The following is an 18205-nucleotide window of genomic DNA, read 5'->3' as shown; positions in this document are numbered from 1 at the left end:
CGAATCAAATAGAAAATAAATTTCGTTTTTTTTTATCGAAAAAGCTGAAAAAACTATTCAACAATCTTTAGTTCGTCAATAATGTTGGTCGCTCCAGCAAATTTATCGATGATAAATAATACATAACGAATATCAACTGAAATTGTACGTTGCAACTTATGGTCAAAGATAACATCACCAGCCATTGCTTCGATATTACCATCAAAAGCTAGGCCAATTAATTCGCCGTTGCCATTTATTACGGGTGAACCCGAGTTTCCACCTGTTATATCGTTGTCACTTAGGAAGTTTACTGGTAAATATCCCTTTTTGTCTGCATAACGGCCATAGTCCTTATTATTGTACAGGTCAATCAGACGTTGCGGTAAATCAAACTCTTCGTCACCCTTTTTGTATTTTGCAATAGTACCTTTTAACGTCGTGTAAAAGTTCTTGTCAGCATCGTTACGCGGGTCTTGTGGTAAGCCTTTGATCGAGCCGTAAGTTAAACGTAAAGTACTGTTCGCATCCGGATAGAATTTACCTTTTGGATTCGAAGCCAATACACCAGCGACATATTTACGATAAGCACCTTCAAATTTGTCGTCTTGTGCTTTCCAGCTAGGATCTACTTGACGGTATCTGTTAAGTAGGGCCGAAGAAAGTTTATACAATGGATCATTGGCTAAGATTTCAGCGTTAGGGGTAGCCAGATAATTGTTCAAACGTTCAGCCGAAGCGAAGATGCTGTTCTTCACAGATTCTTTGACATACGCCGTAAAATCGCCATTGTTTCTAGCCGCCAATTCAGCAATATATGGCGCTATATTTCCAGCCTTTTTAGCATAAAGGTTCAATTCGTCAATCAATACCTGCTCTTCAAGAGGCATATACATTTTTTCGTAACTAGCATCTATAGCAGATTTTAAGCGTGGAAGGATTGCATTTCTTTTCCCTTCGTCTCCAGCAGCATAAACTTCTAAGCCGGATCCGATTGAATATGGAAGAGCAGCAATAGCACTGGAACGCAACATGCCCATCAAGTAGTTATCGTGTCTAGCCTTCTCATTTGTTGCTGCATAGAATTCATTGATTGTCTTGATGACATCTCCATACTCGGCTCTGTTTGCAGCCTTATTTGCCCATTTGTCAAATTTAGCTTCCTCTTTTGCTTTCGCTGCTGCCGTTTTATGTAATGTCAAAGCGTCAATCATTCCTTGACGGTTTTTCCAGTAATTCGCTACTTGAGAGTATTTAGACGCGTAATTCAATTTGACAGCTTGGTCTTGATCCATGAATTTTTTCATGGCATCCATACCGGTTTTAGACGCTTCCACCCAGGCAGGGTAGGCGAATTTTACATTTTGATTGATCCCTCCTGAAGGCATCCAACGGTTTGTACGACCTGGGTAACCTAAAATCATCGCAAAATCTCCTTCTTGAACACCCTTTAGGCTGACAGGTAGGAAATGCTTAGGTTTTAAAGGAACATTGTCTTGTGCATACTCTGCTGGATTACCATTTTTATCAGCGTAGACGCGGAAAATTGAGAAGTCACCCGTATGACGTGGCCATTCCCAGTTATCGGTATCACCACCAAATTTTCCAATGCTATTTGGAGGAGTTCCTACTAACCGAACGTCATTGTAATCTTGGTATACAAAATAATAGTACTCGTTGCCTTGGTAGAACGATTTTACCTCAACCACGTACTTGCCGTTTTCGCTATTTTCCTTTTGGATTTTAGCCGTTTCAGCTGCAATGATACTTTTACGTTCATCTTCAGACATTTTGTTGTTCACCAAACCTAAGATTCGCTTGGAAACATCATCCATGCGGACAAAAAAGCGAACCGACAAAGATTTTGGCTTTAGTTCCTCAGATTTGGATTTGGCCCAAAAGCCATTTGTCAAATGGTCATTTTCTGGTGTAGACAGTTCGGCAATGGCACCATATCCACAGTGGTGGTTGGTAAATACCAAGCCCTGGTCCGAAACGATTTCTGCTGTACATCCGCCGTTGAATTGTACAATTGCATCTTTTAGACTTGAGTGGTTAATGCTGTAGATTTCTTCGGCACTTAAGCGAAGTCCTTTTTTCTGCATATCTGACTCATTCAGACGCTTTAAATACATTAAAAACCACATCCCTTCGTCGGCAAATGCAGTAAAGCCTGTTGTGATGAACAACAAACACATCCATAATTTTTTCATATCAACCTGATAAAAAGTTTGTTTATACCCTACAAAAATGCTTTAATTCTCTTAAAAACCAAAATATTAGACTTTATAATGTGCTTTTCGCCAATTTTTATGTCAATTAAAAGTAAATGTGTGTGGTATTGATCGTCGAGGAAAGCCAAATGGACTCTTTTCCTTATCTTTGCAAGATGCAGCAATCATTTGAAAATTTCAAATTCAATAAACAGATCTTAAATGCGATAGCGGAGGCTGGGTATCAACAACCGACCGAAATCCAGGAAAAGGCAATTACACCGATATTGGCCGGACAGGATGTGATGGGAATCGCTCAAACGGGAACTGGAAAGACGGCGGCCTTTGTGTTGCCTATGCTGATGAAGCTAAAGTATGCGCAAGGAAATGATGCACGTGCGTTGATTTTGACACCGACAAGAGAATTAGCCATGCAGATCGAAGAAAATATTAAGCTGTTTTCTACTTACCTTGATCTGCGTTCGGTGGTTCTCTATGGCGGATTAGGACCCAAGACTCAGATAGAGACGCTTGAAAAAGGAATAGATATCATCGTAGCAACGCCAGGTAGATTTTTAGACCTGTATCTCGAGGGGCATATTGTTGTCAAATCGCTCAAGTTTTTGGTGTTAGACGAAGCAGATAAAATGATGGACATGGGCTTTATTAGTAAAATCCATCGGGTTTTGGAAATTGTACCCCGTAAACGTCAAAACTTATTGTTTTCGGCTACCATGAGTGAACTTGTTCGGAAAATAGCCGGTGATTTCTTAGCATTTCCGACTGTAATTGAGGTATCAGAACAAGCCACACCAGCAAAGACGGTTAGTCAGGCATTGTATGTTGTTCCCAACCAAAAGACAAAATTGAATTTACTTCAGCATCTTCTGAAAGATGATGAAGCCTTTAGCCGATTGATTGTTTTCTGTAAAACAAAGCAAGTCGCGGACAATGTTTTCCACTTTTTGGAGCGTAAATATGGTAAAGATGAAGTCCGTGTTATTCATGCCAATAAGGGGCAGAATACGCGTATCAATTCTATCAATGCATTCAAGGAGGGAAATGTTCGTATTTTGGTCGCGACTGATGTCGCAGCACGTGGGCTTGATGTTTCGAATGTGAGCCATGTGATCAATTTTGAAGTCCCTATTGTGATTGAAGATTACGTGCATCGTATTGGACGCACTGGACGAGCTTTTAACGAAGGTGATGCTATTACGTTTTGCAATGAGGCTGAGAAGTATTACGTTCGTAAAATCGAAAAGTTAATCAAGCAAAGTATACCTGTATATCCAATCCCAGAAGATGTCTTTATAGAGAAAACACCTTTTCATGAAAAACAAGACATTGCGCGCGAGATTGACAACCAGAAGCGAAAAGACAATCCAGATTTTCAGGGGGCTTTTCACGAGAAAAAATATGTTATCAAACAGAAAGAGGTCCGAGATGCACAGCGCGCTTCCGGATTTAAACCAAAAGCAAAAAGTAAAAGTAAGTCTGCAGGCGGAAAATCGGGAGGAACAAATCGTAATTTTAAAAAACGTTAATTTATTGTGCGCTTTACACCACTAAATATCGCTAGTGCATGCCTTGTTGCCTGGTTTGTTATGGAAAATCCCGATGATGAAAAGGCCTTATTTACTTGGGGCGCATTTATCCTATTGTTGTTGATATTGACCGTCATTGATATTGCATTTAGGGTCTTTGTAAAGCAAAATAAAAAGATGTGGTTATTGCAATCAGCTTTCTTGGTAGTTGTTTGTGTGACCAGTTTAATTGTTAAAGTAACCTTTGCGTAAGAGGAAAAATTAAAAATAAGGACGAGTTAGGTTGTGAATCGATGGCAGATATAGTTCCTGTTTCGAAAAACATAGCTCAAAATATATAGCTCAATAATATTAAAATGAAAAAAGCTGAAATAAAATTACAGGTAGCGTTAGATGAAAACAACGTACCTGAAAATATCATGTGGTCGTCTACAGATGGCAATAATGCGGAGGAGTTACCTGCAAAAGCCATGTTTCTAGCCTTATGGGACTCACATTATAAAAATTCAATGCGTATCGACCTTTGGACTAAAGATATGCCCTACGATGAGATGAAACGTTTTTTCTATGAAACGCTACAAACATTGGGGGACTCTTTTATCCGTTCTTCCGGAGGTGATCCAATGGCGGAGAAAGTTATTGGTGACCTACGCGACTACTGTGCGCATTTTGCTGATAAAATGGAAGTTTTAATGCCGCAACAATAGATTATAACGTTTAATAATATTTGACCATGCAATACTTCTTAGTAAAATCTGAACCGTTTAAATATAGCTGGGAGCAATTTAATAAAGATGGCCGTACATTTTGGGATGGCGTTCGTAATTATCAAGCTAGGAATAATATCAAAGCTATGAAAGAAGGGGATCTCGTTCTATTCTACCATAGCAATGAAGGAAAAGAAGTTGTGGGGGTGGCGAAAGTCGTCAAGGAATTTTATCAAGATCCGACAACAGATGATGAGCGTTGGGTCGTTGTGGATCTGGCACCTGTAGAGACGCTGAAGAAATCCGTCACGTTAGAAGCCATTAAAGCGGATGAGCAGCTACAGGATATCGCTTTGGTTCGACAAGGACGTTTATCTGTTATGCCGCTTAAACCTGAAGAGTTTGATCGAATTTTGGCACTTGGCAACGCGTAGGCTATCGCCAATGAACAAGACCAATATATAGCATATAATCAAAAAAGGGAAAACAATACGTTTTCCCTTTTACTTTTTTAAACAGTATGTGAACAATCAAAGTTAGGTGTTAGTTCTTTTGGCTAAAGAGACTGACCAATGCTTGTAATTTTTTTGCATTTTCTGGTTTTAATTTCCCTGCAAGAATTAGACGCAGTTCTCTTCGCTGTAATGCATCTTCATACGCTTTGCGTTCTGAATCTGTTTCTGGAATCAATAACGGTACGGCTTTAGGATTATTATCCGAATCAACAGCAACAAAGGTATAATAGGCTTCGTTTGTTTTTACACGGGTGCCTTCCGGTAAATTAGACGCAAAAATTTCCATGCGTACTTCCAAAGAACTATTAAAAGCGCGCGTTACTTGAGCTTGTATCGTAACGACCTCACCAAGTTTAATAGAACGTTTAAAAGATACATTGTCGACCGATACTGTTACCACGACATTACTACAGTGCTTTTGAGCAGCAATAGCCGAACAGATATCCATCCAATACAATAAACGGCCACCCATCAAATTTCCAAAAGTATTGGTATCGTTGGGTAATACCAATTCGTTCATCTCAGTGTATGACTCTCGTGCAAATTTCTCTATCATATCATTATTTGTCATTATCGTCCAAGCGTTTTTATCTGATGATCTATGAGTGACAAAGCATCCATAAATGATGTCGGCACATAACCCAATTCTGCATAAGATCTAGTCAGATCAAAGCCTGTCTGCCTTGGCCTGTTTTCTGCCTGTCCAATGCTGGCAGCGCTGATCTCTGAAATCAATCCTTTATCTAGCTGCCAATAGTCTGCAATTTTGTAGACAGCCTCACTGATTGACATGAATTCTGCGCCTGAAATATGAAATATTCCCTGCGCTTCTCGATCAATAGCGCGTTGGCAAGCATAAGCTAAATCATCCACAAAGGTAGGCATTCTCCATTGGTCATTGACTACTTTTATGGGCTCATTTTGCGACAACTTACTTTTGGCCCATAATACGAGATTCGAACGATTGGGGTCAGCATTGATCCCATAGACTAATATTGTGCGAAGGATAGCATAATGACAGCCCGATTGTGCAAGCACTTGTTCGGAAGCATATTTACTTTTCCCATATTCACTTTGCGGATTGGGAATATCTGTTTCATCATAAGGTGCATTTTTTTTGCCATCAAATACAAAGTCCGTAGATAAGTGCACCAATTGGGCCTGATGTGTAGTACAATAGGAGGCAAGATAGGCCACGAGATCAACGTTAAGCGATTGACATGCGGCTTGATCTGCTTCACAAGCTTCCACACTTGTCATGGCTGCTGTATGTACAATTGCATCAAAAGTTTGTGGAGCTAAAAAAACTTTCAGTTTTTCCCGATCCGACAAGTCAACTTGATAGAAAGTATAATCCACTTGATTCGGGTTGCGATTTGGACCTTTTGAAATGGCAACAACATCATATTCGTCATTGTTAGCAAGTAAATCAACGACTTTTTGACCAAGGAATCCATTGGATCCCGTCACTAGAATTTTTTTCATCAACAATAATTAAATGATATTCAAGCACCTGTTCATAGAGACTCATGTATGCTATCTCAAGTGCGCTGTTTAGTTTATTCGTGTATGTCTACAAACTAGTTGACTAATCTCCGTTATAGCATCTGAGCATATAAAAAGCTAGATTATCACTTGCTGTTAAAGACAAATCCGCTTTTTTTGTTTTAGTTGGTCCATATAAAGTCCATTTTACTGGATTGTTTCATGATATTTTCAACCACTGTTTTTTCTAGATCTAAAATGGATTTTAAAGCATTGTAATCAATTTTATCGGCATCATCGGTCGGCATATGGTAGTCTGGGTGTCCACCAGTATGGAAAAACAATACCGGTATATTCTTTTTGTAGAATGAAGTTTGGTCAGACCCGCCATTACCATCCTTACTAAGATTAAATTTTATAGGGGCCTGAACATCTTTGAAAATAGCCGGCCATTGACTGCTTGTTCCATAGCCGATTACAGCAAGGCCATTGCTGGGATTATAACGGCCAATCATATCCATATTCAGCATGGCTGTAATTTTTTCTAAGGGTAGGGTGGGGTGTTCCGTAAAATATTTGGAACCTACTAATCCCAATTCTTCCGCTCCGAAAGCGATAAACAACAGGTTGTAAGGTTCTTTTTCCTTGTTGCTACTGAAGTAACGTGCGAGTTCCAATAGGCCGGCCGTGCCAGAGGCATTATCGTCGGCTCCGTTATGGATTTTGCCTACCCCTAGGGAATCCTTTGAGCTTCCTTGACGACCTGTTCCCAAGTGATCGTAATGTGCGCCTATAACAACTGTTAAGTCGGCGCCATTGTCAAGAAATCCAATGATATTATCTGCATTGCGAATGCTGTCTGCAACTTTTACTTTCCAGACTTTGGCTTTGAAGGATTGGCGGTACCCTTTTTCACCTTTAGGCTCAAGTTTGTATTTTTTGAATTCCTTTTCAATATAATCTGCAGCTTTAAAGACTTCCTTACTGCCCGTTCCTCGTCCTTGCATTTTGTCGTCAGCGAGGTAATAAATATGTTTCTTTAAGTTGGAAACTTCGATCTGCTGCGCCTGTGCTATTTGGATTCCTAGTAGGCAGCAAAGTGTCAGAAGTAGACTAATGTTTTTCATGCGAATAGTAGAGTTTAGAAGTTGTATTGGGTTATATGTAAAAAAAATAAAAGCCTTGCGATTAACAAGGCTTTTAAGGAATATTTCGTTAATCTTCAACGATTTCACTGTGGATACTCGATTTCTCTTCCTTCTCTGTTTTAAAATACCGTTTTTGAAATAACAGGATTAAAACCACCCCAACAGAAATCGCCGAGTCTGCAATGTTGAATACAGGTCGGAAAAAGAGAAACTCTTCACCGCCCCAAAAGGGCACCCAAGAAGGGAAGTTACCTTGAATCAATGGGAAATAAAGCATATCGACTACTTTTCCATGAAGAAAGGATGAGTATCCACCTCCTGCCGGAAATAGACTCGCTTTATCATACCAGGTGCTTTCACTGAAGATAACACCGTAAAAAGCAGAATCGATGATATTTCCAAGTGCACCGGCAAGAATTAAGGCAACATTTAAGATGAAACCCCGGTTGTACTTATTTTTGATCATGTAACGCAGGCCGTATCCAATACCCGCTACGGCTAAAATACGAAATACCGTCAAAAATAATTTTCCATAATCACCGCCAAATTCCATCCCATAGGCCATCCCATTGTTTTCAATAAAATGAATCTGGAAAAATTTGCCCAATACATGGTGGCTTTGTCCGATTGTCATGGATAACTTAACCCAGATCTTCGACAATTGGTCTATTAAAAGTATCGCGACAATAAGCGCGATCGGTTTCGTATAACCCTTCATTGTGTTATAAAAATGGTCTTTGCCCAAACAAAGACCATATATTTAATGCCTAAAATTAATATTGTTTGTTTTTCGCTTCGATGCTCAACGTTGTATGTGGAACAGCTTTCAAACGTTCTTTTTGAATCAGTTTTCCTGTTTCTCTACAGATACCATAGGTTTTGTTCTCGATGCGTACCAACGCTGCTTCAAGGTTGTCGATAAATTTCTTTTGACGAGCAGCCAATTGATTAGTTTGCTCTTTTTCTAAAGTAGCTGAACCGTCTTCCAATGTTTTGTACGTTCCAGCAGTATCGTCGGTACCATTAGCATTACTGTTATTAAGCGTTGCGGTCAACGAGGAAAGCTCTTCTTTTGCTACTCTAAGCTTGTCTAGGATAATATCTTTGAATTCTTGTAATTCTGAATCGCTATAGCGTGTTTTCTCGTTGTTGTTTGCCATAATTTAATTTTTTTGGATTAATGCCTTAAGTTCTTTGCCATCGATCTCGATGGTCTCTCCTTCAGTTAGTGAATCTTCGAATACCAATGAATCGGCCAGAATTTCGGTGCAAATATACGATAAATTTTCGTTGGCAGCATTGATGACTTCTGAAGCAGCTGTTAACTTTACGTTAATTCTGTCCGTGACTTCCAATCCCTTTTCTTTCCTTAGATTTTGTAGACGGTTAATCAATTCTCTTGATAGACCTTCTTTTTTCAATTCTTCGGTAATATGTATATCTAATGCTACGGTCAATTTGCCTAAATTTGCTACCTGCCACCCCTCAACGTCTTCAGCTATAATTTCAACATCGCTCAGTAGAATCGTATATGGCGTACCTGTTAGGGCTAATTCGCCTGTTGATTCCAACGTGCTGATTTGATCTATAGTCAACGATTGGATAGACGAAGAAACTAACTTCATATCCTTACCAACTTTCGAGCCAAGAGCTTTGAAATTTGGTTTTATTTTTTTCTTAATAATACCAGTGGTATCTGTAATGAACTCGATATCTTTAATATTGGTCTCCGAAAGTATCAGATCTTTTACTTTCTCTACCTTTTCTTGGAAAGCACTATCAAGTACCGGAACCAAAATTTTGTTTAATGGTTGACGTACATTGATGGAAGTTTTCTTCCGTAACGAAAGTGTCAGCGATGAGATATCCTGCGCTAAAGCCATACGTTCTTCCAGATCTTTGTCGACTAGACTTTCATTGTAGACCGGGAAATTCGCCAAGTGAACAGATTCAACTTGTTCCTTATTCGTCGCTGAATTCAAATCCAGGAATAACCTGTCCGAGAAGAAAGGTGATATTGGCGACATCAATTTCGCAATCGTATCAAGACAGGTATAAAGTGTTTGATAGGCCGAAATTTTATCTTCTGTATAATCTCCTTTCCAGAAACGACGGCGGCATAGGCGAACATACCAGTTGCTGAGATGTTCATCAACAAAGCTTTGAATAGCACGCGCTGCTTTTGTCGGCTCGTAATCCGCTAAATATTCGTCTACTTGTTTGGTCAACGAATTTAACAAGGAGATAATCCAACGATCAATTTCAGGACGTTTTTCCAATGCAATATCAGGTTCTGAATAGGAAAATTTATCGATATTGGCATACAGTGCAAAAAAGGCGTAGGTATTATATAAAGTGCCAAAAAATTTACGACGGACTTCATCCAACCCTTCCATATTGAATTTAAGGTTGTCCCATGGCGAGGCATTACTGATCATGTACCAGCGTGTTGCATCGGCACTGTATTGATCGATCGTTGAGAATGGATCCACACCGTTGCCCAGGCGTTTGGACATCTTATTTCCATTTTTATCCAATACCAGGCCATTGGAAACGACGTTTTTGAAGGAAACCGATTTGTACATCATCGTAGAAATCGCATGTAAGGTGAAAAACCAGCCACGTGTTTGGTCAACTCCTTCAGCTATAAAGTCTGCTGGGTATGCATGATCGAATCCAGCTTTAAAAGGAAACTGTTCCCCTTTGGCTAATTTTTCGTGATCCAAACCCCATTGTGCATAAGGCATTGCACCCGAATCAAACCAAACGTCGATCAAGTCAGGTTCGCGGAATAACTTTTGTCCGGCATCAGAAACCAAGACGATATCGTCTACATAAGGACGATGAAGATCCAATTGCTCGGTGTCGAATTTATCCAAGTAAGCTTTATTCTTCGCTTTTTCATCGTCAGACAAAACGTCTGAAGTCAAAGATGCTTCCAATAAAGACTTTAATTCAGGAAGCGAACCGATACAAACCTCTTCATTTTCGTCTTCTGAGCGCCAAATAGGAAGTGGAGTTCCCCAGTAACGCGAGCGTGAAAGGTTCCAGTCGACCAAGTTTTCCAGCCAGTTACCAAAACGTCCTGTACCAGTTGCTTCAGGTTTCCAGTTGATGGTTTTATTTAAGGCAACCAAATCTTCCTTCACTGCGGTTGTGCGGATAAACCAGCTATCTAATGGATAGTATAGAACAGGTTTATCTGTACGCCAACAGTGTGGGTAGGTGTGCTCATATTTTTTAACATCAAAGGCTTTATTGTCCTCTTTTAATTTGATAGAGATCAATACGTCCGTAGGTTTGAAGTCTTCTTTCGAACGTTCTTCAGCACTGTAATATTCCTCTTTGACAAATCTTCCGGCAAAATCTGTGATTTCACTTACGAAACGGCCAGTACGGTCAACAGTAGGTACCTCTTTTCCATTTTCATCTTTCACCAAGATGCCCGGTACGCCATGCTCTTTTGCGACACGAAAGTCATCCGCACCATAAGTAGGAGCAGCGTGGACAATACCAGTACCGTCTTCGGTAGTAACAAAATCACCTGGAATAACGCGGAAGGCATTTTCTTGTAAATCCTCGTTGGTGATATAAGGCAACAATTGTTCATAGCGTAGGCCTACAAGCTCTTCACCTACAAATTCAGCGGCAAGTTCCCAAGGAATTACTTTGTCGCCCAATTTATACTCCTGGAAGGATGCATTTTCTCCTTCTGCTTTAAAATGCTTACCGATTAAATCTTTCGCCAATATAACAGATACTGGAGCACCAGTATATTTATTGAAAGTTCGGATCTTAACATAGTTTATTTTTTTGCCTACAACCAAAGCGGTGTTGGATGGTAAAGTCCATGGTGTGGTTGTCCAGGCGATGAAGGCGACATCTTCGGCTTCATCTTCAACTAACTTTTCTATCGCTGGATGAAGCTGACTTTTGATCAGTCTAAATTCGGCAACGATGGTGGTATCCTTCACATCTTTATAGGTGCCTGGCTGGTTAAGTTCATGTGAACTCAGTCCAGTACCTGCGGCAGGGGAATATGGCTGTATTGTGTACCCCTTATACAAAAGACCTTTTTTGTAAAGTTCTTTCAATAAATACCATAAGGTTTCGATGTATTCGTTCTTGTAAGTAATATAAGGATGTTCAAGGTCGACCCAATACCCCATTTTGGTGGTTAGGTCATTCCATACATCGGTATATTTCATTACCTCGGTGCGACAAGCATCATTATATTGTTCTACGGTAATCTTTTTGCCGATATCCTCTTTTGTGATTCCAAGAGCTTTTTCGACGGCAAGTTCAATAGGCAGGCCATGGGTGTCCCAGCCGCCTTTTCGTTTTACTTGGTAGCCTTTCAAAGTCTTGTAACGGCAGAAAATATCCTTAATCGTACGTGCCATCACGTGGTGAATCCCTGGCATTCCATTTGCAGAAGGAGGACCTTCAAAAAATGTATAGGTCTTGCTTTCAGGACGATTATTGATACTTTTTTCGAATATTTTTTCCTGTTCCCAACGGGTCAAAATCTCTTTACCTATCTCGGGTAAATTTAACTGCTTATATTCTTTGTACATCAGACTGTTGTATGCTTCTTTCTAAAGGTCGCTAATTTAGTGATTTATGATGGAAAATGAAAGAGGGCTTTGTAGTGGCAATATCATTAAGTTGTAGGGAACTTTATAGGATCTAACTTTGGTTCAATGGTGAACAGGATGGCGGTAGCTGCTACAACAAAGGGACTACCCACGGCAGTCCCTTTGTTATTTTATTCGTAAATAAATGCTGTTATGCTGAGAAGCTGCTTCCGCATCCGCAAGTGCTAGTGGCATTCGGGTTATTGAATGTGAAGCCCCGCGCATCGAGCCCTGACTTAAAGTCGATTTCCATGCCTGCAAGATATAAGCCATGAGCTTTGTTCATAAAGATGCGAATTCCTTGGATTTCGTATTCGTTATCACCATCCTTTTTTTGATCAAAGCCTAAGATATAACTCATTCCCGAACAACCTCCACCTTCGACACCAATGCGTAAACCAAAATCATCAGAGATTTCCTGTTGATCCTTTAATTTATTCAGTTCCTTGATCGCCCCTTCTGTCAACGAAACAGGCGCAACTGCTGTATGTTCTGTACTCATTATAATAATTTTTTAGCCGATCCAATACAAAAATACATTTTTTTAACGGCAAATTGCTTGGCTGGGATTTTTTGACATTTTCTAAACATTCAGTTTCCGGTATGCTTATTCAGTCCATTGTTAGCGCGGACTGCTCCTTGCTTAATTAGATAATTTGCATAAATAACGTGATTTCGCTAAGAACATTTAATAAAATAGGACTTTTTGTCGATATTCTTTATGGAATATGCTATCTTTGAGGCATTAAAATAAACTACAAAATTTACTTTACAACATTTAAAAACAATGGAAAGAGATCAAGCCATTTTTAATTTAATAGCTGATGAGCTTAAACGCCAAGAAGAAGGTATTGAATTAATTGCTTCAGAAAACTTTGTTTCAAAACAAGTGATGGAAGCTGCTGGTTCAGTGTTGACAAATAAATATGCAGAAGGCCTCCCAGGAAAACGTTACTACGGAGGTTGTGAAGTTGTGGATGAGATTGAAACTATCGCTATTGATCGCGCAAAGCAATTATTTGGTGCAGAATGGGTAAATGTTCAACCTCACTCTGGTGCACAGGCAAATGCCGCTGTTTTTTTGGCAACCATCAAACCTGGCGACAAAATCTTAGGCCTTGATTTATCTCATGGTGGTCACTTGACACATGGTTCTCCAGCTAACCTATCTGGTAAGATCTATCAACCATTATTTTATGGTGTAAAAGAAGATACTGGTTTAATCGACTATGAGCAATTGGAAGAAACAGCACTTCGCGAAAAACCTAAAATGATCATCTGTGGTGCATCTGCGTATTCTCGTGATTGGGACTATGCACGTATCCGTAAAGTTGCTGACGAAATTGGAGCTATCGTGATGGCTGATATTTCTCACCCTGCTGGTTTAATCGCGCGTGGTTTATTGAATGATCCACTTCCACATTGTCATATCGTTACGACAACGACACACAAAACGCTTCGTGGTCCACGGGGCGGTATGATTATGGTCGGTAAAGATTTTGAGAATCCTTGGGGTATCAAAACACCTAAAGGTGAAATCCGTACAATTACTCAATTATTGGATTTGGCTGTATTCCCAGGTACACAAGGTGGTCCTTTGGAGCATACCATTGCTGCGAAAGCGATCGCATACGGTGAGGCTTTATCTGATGATTATATGGAATATATCGTTCAGGTGAAGAAAAATGCAGCGGCATTGGCACAATTCTTTGTAGAAAGAGATTACAAGATCATCTCCGGCGGTACAGACAATCACTTGATGTTGGTGGATCTACGTAACAAAGATATTTCTGGTAAAGAAGCAGAAGCTGTATTGGGCAAAGCAGGTATCACAACAAATAAAAATATGGTTCCTTTCGATACACGTTCTCCTTTTGTGACTTCGGGCGTGCGTTTTGGTACAGCTGCAATCACTACACGTGGTATTAAAGAGAATGAAATTATTCAAATCGGTGAATTGATCGATGAGGCATTAAAAAATGCGTCTAACGACGCCCAACTGGATTTGATCCATGGTAAAGTAAAAGCAATGATGGCTGAGTTCCCATTGTATAAATAAGATATTCCTCTACGAATGAAAAAAGCGGAAGTACCGATGCGGTGCTTCCGCTTTTTTATTCCTTTTCCTTAAAGCTATTTTCAATATTATATTTACGGTATAAGTACCTATCAACTTAACTTATCATAGGAATTATAGACTCATCTGAATCGTACGCTAAACGGATCTTATAGGGATTAATCCGATTGAGGTCCCTATTAGCCTCCTTTAAAGTCCAGATGATACAATTCCCTGTTACCTTGTTGTATTTCTCGTGTACTCCTGTTAGTTTTAATTTGTTTTAGGATAGAAAATTGCAGCAAGAGCGTTCGTTTTGGACATGTGGCGAGGAAACTCATTTTAAATGTTAAAAAGTCTTAAAATAAAATGTAATAATTTGATTACTCATTTATTTTGCTGTAATTTGATTCGTGATTAATTAATTGTTTTACAATAAGAAAGGATAGGTTATACGACAAACATTTACATTTTAACACAGAACTGATAATTTATTTGCGAACTGCTAAAAAAGTAAGTGACGTATGAGACTTTTAAAAAGTAAAAGCGATCAAGAGTTGATCCAAATGTATGTCGGTGGCCAAGAGTCCGGCCTAGAAGCATTGTTGAATCGATATAAATCGAAAATTTATACCTCTATATATATGAAAGTAAAGGATGAATATCTTGCTGAAGATATTTTCCAGGAGACTTTCATTAAAATCATCAACACATTAAAATCCGGTAAATATAATGAAGAAGGTAAATTTTTACCTTGGGCTATTCGTATAGCACACAATATGATTGTCGACTTTTTTAGAAAGGCAAAACGGGCCCCAAATATTGTAAACGCTGATGGGTTTGATATTTTTGAAGTCCTCGAATTTAGCGATGAAAGTGCTGAGTCAAAAATGCTAAAAAAACAAGTTGATGTGGATCTGAAGAAAATGATTCAAAAACTTCCCGATGATCAAAAAGAAGTACTCATTATGCGGCACTTCTGTGATATGAGCTTTAAAGATATCGCAGAAATCACCGAAGTAAGTATCAATACAGCTTTGGGAAGAATGCGTTATGCATTGAGTAATTTACGTAAGATGATCGAAGGTACTGATCTTACCTTACAGATGGGGTATTTGTAATAAATAAGGGTGGTTAACGCCCTTATTTATGATCCATCTTTTCTATCTACTTCCCAATTATACGCTTATAATTCCAGCCCGCAAAGGTAGTTTTTTTTAAAAAAAGCGCGCGTTGGATATCTACCCTCCAATTGATTTGGTCTATTCCGAAAGGCATACTGTAAGAAAGGCTTCTTGTGTAGTGTTGAGACGCGGATAGGTCGTTTGAAACCCAATATGATGGTATTTATTTAAAGTAATAAGGTAAATATGTCATGTGGAGATCAGAAGAATATGTTCTTTTTGTCAGGTCAAAGCGTTTTTTTATCTTCGAAGTTTATGTAAATGCCTTTTTTCAAGAACTGGAATAAGGTTTGATAGTCATATAATAACTATAAAAACGATAAATAGCTATGTACTTGATTTTATTCATTGGAATAATGGTGGTGAGCCTGATTGTCCAAACAAGATTCAAAAACAAATTTAAGAAATACGCCGAGATGCCATTGAATAATGGGATGTCGGGAGCTGAGATTGCGCAAAAAATGTTAAATGATAACGGTATATATGATGTAAAGGTGTTATCTATCCCAGATCGTTTGGGAGATCACTATAATCCGTCAGATAAGACCGTGAATTTAAGTCCCGAAGTTTACAGTGGTCGTAGTGTTGCGGCTGCAGCAGTAGCGGCGCACGAATGCGGTCATGCTGTACAGCATGCTAAAGCTTATAAATGGTTGGGATTTCGTTCGGCTATGGTGCCCATGGTAAATGCCGCTTCCAAGCTAACATCTTGGGTATTGATGCTCGGCGTTATGTTGTTTGCTTTTTCCAAAGGTGGTAATCCGTGGCTTTTAGCTGTTGGTGTAGGCGCATTGGCAATTACGACTATATTTTCTTTTATCACGTTACCTGTAGAGTTTGATGCATCAAACCGTGCATTGGAATGGTTAAACCATGCGGGGGTAACCTACAATGGCGAAGAGCACGAGGGGGCAAAAGATGCCTTGAAATGGGCAGCCATGACCTATGTCGTAGCGGCATTAAGTGCACTGGTGACTCTTTTATATTACGCCTCTATTTTATTTGGTGGTCGTAGAAGTGACTAAATACAGGTATTGTAACTTTAACTTGCAAAAAATGCGATTATTTTTTATAGTCGCATTTTTTTATGGGGTGTTAATGAGGTTACTATAGACAATTTTTTTAACTTTGCTGTTTATATAGAATAAGATTCAGATTTTATGTTTTCAAATCTTCAAGATAAGTTAGATAGGGCCTTTAAAGTATTAAAAGGACAAGGTAGTATTACCGAGATCAACGTTGCAGAAACGATGAAAGAAATTCGTAAAGCGTTATTGGACGCCGATGTGAATTATAAAACTGCCAAAACTTTTACCGACGATGTTAAACAAAAAGCTTTAGGTGAAAATGTACTGACAAGTATATCACCGGGACAATTGTTGACAAAGATCATGAACGATGAGTTGACTGCTTTAATGGGCGGGTCCGTTACGGAGCTTGAGACTGGGAAAAATCCGACAGTTATTTTAATTGCGGGATTGAATGGTGCTGGTAAAACAACGTTTTCAGGTAAGTTGGCGTTGTATCTTAAAGATAAAAAGAATAAAAAGCCATTGTTGGTTGCCGGTGATGTTTACCGTCCCGCTGCTATCGATCAATTGGAAGTACTTGCAGAGCAAGTGGGCGTACCAGTTTATGTGAATCGTGAATCTAACGATCCTATTGCAATTGCAAAGGCTGGTGTTGAGGAAGCTAAACGCAATGGGAACAATGTTGTAATTATTGATACAGCGGGTCGTTTGGCAATAGATGAGCCTTTAATGGTAGAGATTACTGCAGTTAAAGAAGCTACAAAGCCTGATGAGATTCTATTTGTTGTGGATTCAATGACTGGTCAGGATGCAGTTAATACCGCAAAAACATTTAATGACCGTTTAGACTTTACAGGTGTAGTCCTGACTAAGTTAGATGGAGATACCCGTGGTGGTGCGGCATTATCTATCAAATCTGTTGTTAACAAGCCTATTAAGTTTATTGGTACGGGCGAAAAGATGGATGCACTGGATGTATTCCACCCTGATCGTATGGCTTCCCGTATTTTGGGGATGGGTGATGTCGTGTCTTTAGTAGAGCGGGCGCAACAGCAATTTGACGAGAAGCAAGCGGCAGAACTTCAAAAGAAAATCCGTAAGAATAAATTCGATTTTAACGATTTTAAATCCCAAATTCAACAGATTAAGAAAATGGGTAATATGAAAGACCTTATGGGAATGATTCCTGGTGTCGGTAAAGCAATGAAGGATATTGAAGTAGATGATAATGCATTCAAACCCATTGAAGCAATTATCGATTCTATGACTCCCTTCGAACGTGAAAATCCAGATGTCATTGATCAAAAACGTCGTTCTCGTATTGCGAAAGGATCAGGTACTGATATTAATGAGGTGAATAAATTATTGAAACAATTTGGTGATATGCGTAAAGTCATGAAACAGATGTCTAATCCAGCGATGGCAGCTAAATTGATGCGTAATATGCCCAAAATGCCGGGAAAAATGTAATTTTTAGAGAATAGTTACATCATAAGAGGGCATCGTATCACTACGGTGCCCTATTTTTTTATACTTTAATTTTTGGATGATTACGCTGTCATTTACTCGAATGTATGATTACATTGCGAGTCGTATTAGATGGATATGGAAGGATCCTTCTGCTTGATTTTGTAGGAAACGAACTGTTTTTAAAGAAATAATTCGTAATTTCAAGTTCCTCACCCGAGTAAGCGAAATATTTG

16 protein-coding genes are annotated in these 18205 nt (G+C 39.2%); 8 read left to right on the top strand and 8 right to left on the bottom strand.

Translation table 11 applies throughout. The features are described from left to right. Window positions 1–53: 53 nt before the first annotated feature. Window positions 54–2192 carry a S46 family peptidase gene (locus QE382_RS20690; protein WP_307187573.1) on the bottom strand — a complete coding sequence of 713 codons (2139 nt, stop codon included), beginning with the start codon at window positions 2190–2192 and terminating at the stop codon, window positions 54–56. A gap of 176 nt (window positions 2193–2368) precedes the next feature. On the opposite strand from QE382_RS20690, the gene QE382_RS20685 reads away from it, so the two are divergent. From QE382_RS20685 to QE382_RS20670, 4 genes are all read left to right on the top strand, one after another. Next, the gene (locus QE382_RS20685) at window positions 2369–3739 is read left to right on the top strand and encodes a DEAD/DEAH box helicase (RefSeq protein ID WP_307187572.1); all 1371 of its coding nucleotides are present in this window, start codon (window positions 2369–2371) and stop codon (window positions 3737–3739) included. Window positions 3740–3745: 6 nt separating this feature from the next. Further along, window positions 3746–3991, top strand: coding sequence for a hypothetical protein (locus tag QE382_RS20680; protein ID WP_307187571.1), 246 nt, complete (start codon window positions 3746–3748; stop codon window positions 3989–3991). A 104-nt stretch (window positions 3992–4095) separates the two neighbouring features. After that, a complete protein-coding gene (gene gldC / locus QE382_RS20675) occupies window positions 4096–4446 on the top strand; it encodes a gliding motility protein GldC (protein WP_046674054.1) in 351 nt (116 codons plus the stop codon). 26 nt (window positions 4447–4472) lie between these two features. Then, complete coding sequence (locus QE382_RS20670; protein ID WP_286770815.1) at window positions 4473–4880, top strand: EVE domain-containing protein; 408 nt, start codon at window positions 4473–4475, stop codon at window positions 4878–4880. Between the two features lie 109 nt (window positions 4881–4989). Here the strand turns inward: QE382_RS20670 and QE382_RS20665 are convergent, their stop codons facing one another. The 7 genes from QE382_RS20665 to QE382_RS20635 form a co-directional block, all read right to left on the bottom strand. Further along, window positions 4990–5517 (bottom strand): acyl-CoA thioesterase, encoded by a 528-nt coding sequence (locus QE382_RS20665; protein WP_307187570.1) that lies wholly within the window; start codon window positions 5515–5517, stop codon window positions 4990–4992. A 14-nt stretch (window positions 5518–5531) separates the two neighbouring features. Then, window positions 5532–6446, bottom strand: coding sequence for an SDR family oxidoreductase (locus tag QE382_RS20660; RefSeq protein WP_307187569.1), 915 nt, complete (start codon window positions 6444–6446; stop codon window positions 5532–5534). 182 nt (window positions 6447–6628) lie between these two features. Beyond that, a complete protein-coding gene (locus QE382_RS20655) occupies window positions 6629–7573 on the bottom strand; it encodes a M20/M25/M40 family metallo-hydrolase (protein WP_201639729.1) in 945 nt (314 codons plus the stop codon). Between the two features lie 88 nt (window positions 7574–7661). Continuing rightward, entirely contained in the window at window positions 7662–8312 is a 651-nt protein-coding gene (locus QE382_RS20650; protein ID WP_307187568.1) for a lipoprotein signal peptidase, read from the bottom strand. Window positions 8313–8367: 55 nt separating this feature from the next. Further along, window positions 8368–8754 (bottom strand): TraR/DksA family transcriptional regulator, encoded by a 387-nt coding sequence (locus QE382_RS20645; protein ID WP_307187567.1) that lies wholly within the window; start codon window positions 8752–8754, stop codon window positions 8368–8370. A 3-nt stretch (window positions 8755–8757) separates the two neighbouring features. Next, the gene (gene ileS / locus QE382_RS20640) at window positions 8758–12171 is read right to left on the bottom strand and encodes an isoleucine--tRNA ligase (RefSeq protein WP_307187566.1); all 3414 of its coding nucleotides are present in this window, start codon (window positions 12169–12171) and stop codon (window positions 8758–8760) included. A 211-nt stretch (window positions 12172–12382) separates the two neighbouring features. Then, the gene (locus tag QE382_RS20635; protein ID WP_293956456.1) at window positions 12383–12733 is read right to left on the bottom strand and encodes a HesB/IscA family protein; all 351 of its coding nucleotides are present in this window, start codon (window positions 12731–12733) and stop codon (window positions 12383–12385) included. 285 nt (window positions 12734–13018) lie between these two features. Between QE382_RS20635 and glyA the strand changes: the two genes are divergently transcribed. From glyA to ffh, 4 genes are all read left to right on the top strand, one after another. Further along, window positions 13019–14290 carry a serine hydroxymethyltransferase gene (gene glyA, locus QE382_RS20630; RefSeq protein WP_307187565.1) on the top strand — a complete coding sequence of 424 codons (1272 nt, stop codon included), beginning with the start codon at window positions 13019–13021 and terminating at the stop codon, window positions 14288–14290. Window positions 14291–14811: 521 nt separating this feature from the next. Next, the gene (locus QE382_RS20625) at window positions 14812–15408 is read left to right on the top strand and encodes an RNA polymerase sigma factor (RefSeq protein ID WP_293939586.1); all 597 of its coding nucleotides are present in this window, start codon (window positions 14812–14814) and stop codon (window positions 15406–15408) included. Between the two features lie 392 nt (window positions 15409–15800). After that, complete coding sequence (locus tag QE382_RS20620) at window positions 15801–16496, top strand: zinc metallopeptidase (protein WP_209578567.1); 696 nt, start codon at window positions 15801–15803, stop codon at window positions 16494–16496. A 135-nt stretch (window positions 16497–16631) separates the two neighbouring features. Further along, entirely contained in the window at window positions 16632–17972 is a 1341-nt protein-coding gene (gene ffh, locus QE382_RS20615) for a signal recognition particle protein (protein WP_307187564.1), read from the top strand. The last annotated feature ends 233 nt before the right edge of the window (window positions 17973–18205 follow it).

The sequence above is a fragment of the Sphingobacterium zeae genome (assembly GCF_030818895.1).
Classification (GTDB): Bacteria; Bacteroidota; Bacteroidia; order Sphingobacteriales; family Sphingobacteriaceae; genus Sphingobacterium; species Sphingobacterium zeae.
Note: the sequence above shows the minus strand (reverse complement) of the source record. Positions and strands in the feature narration are given on the sequence as shown.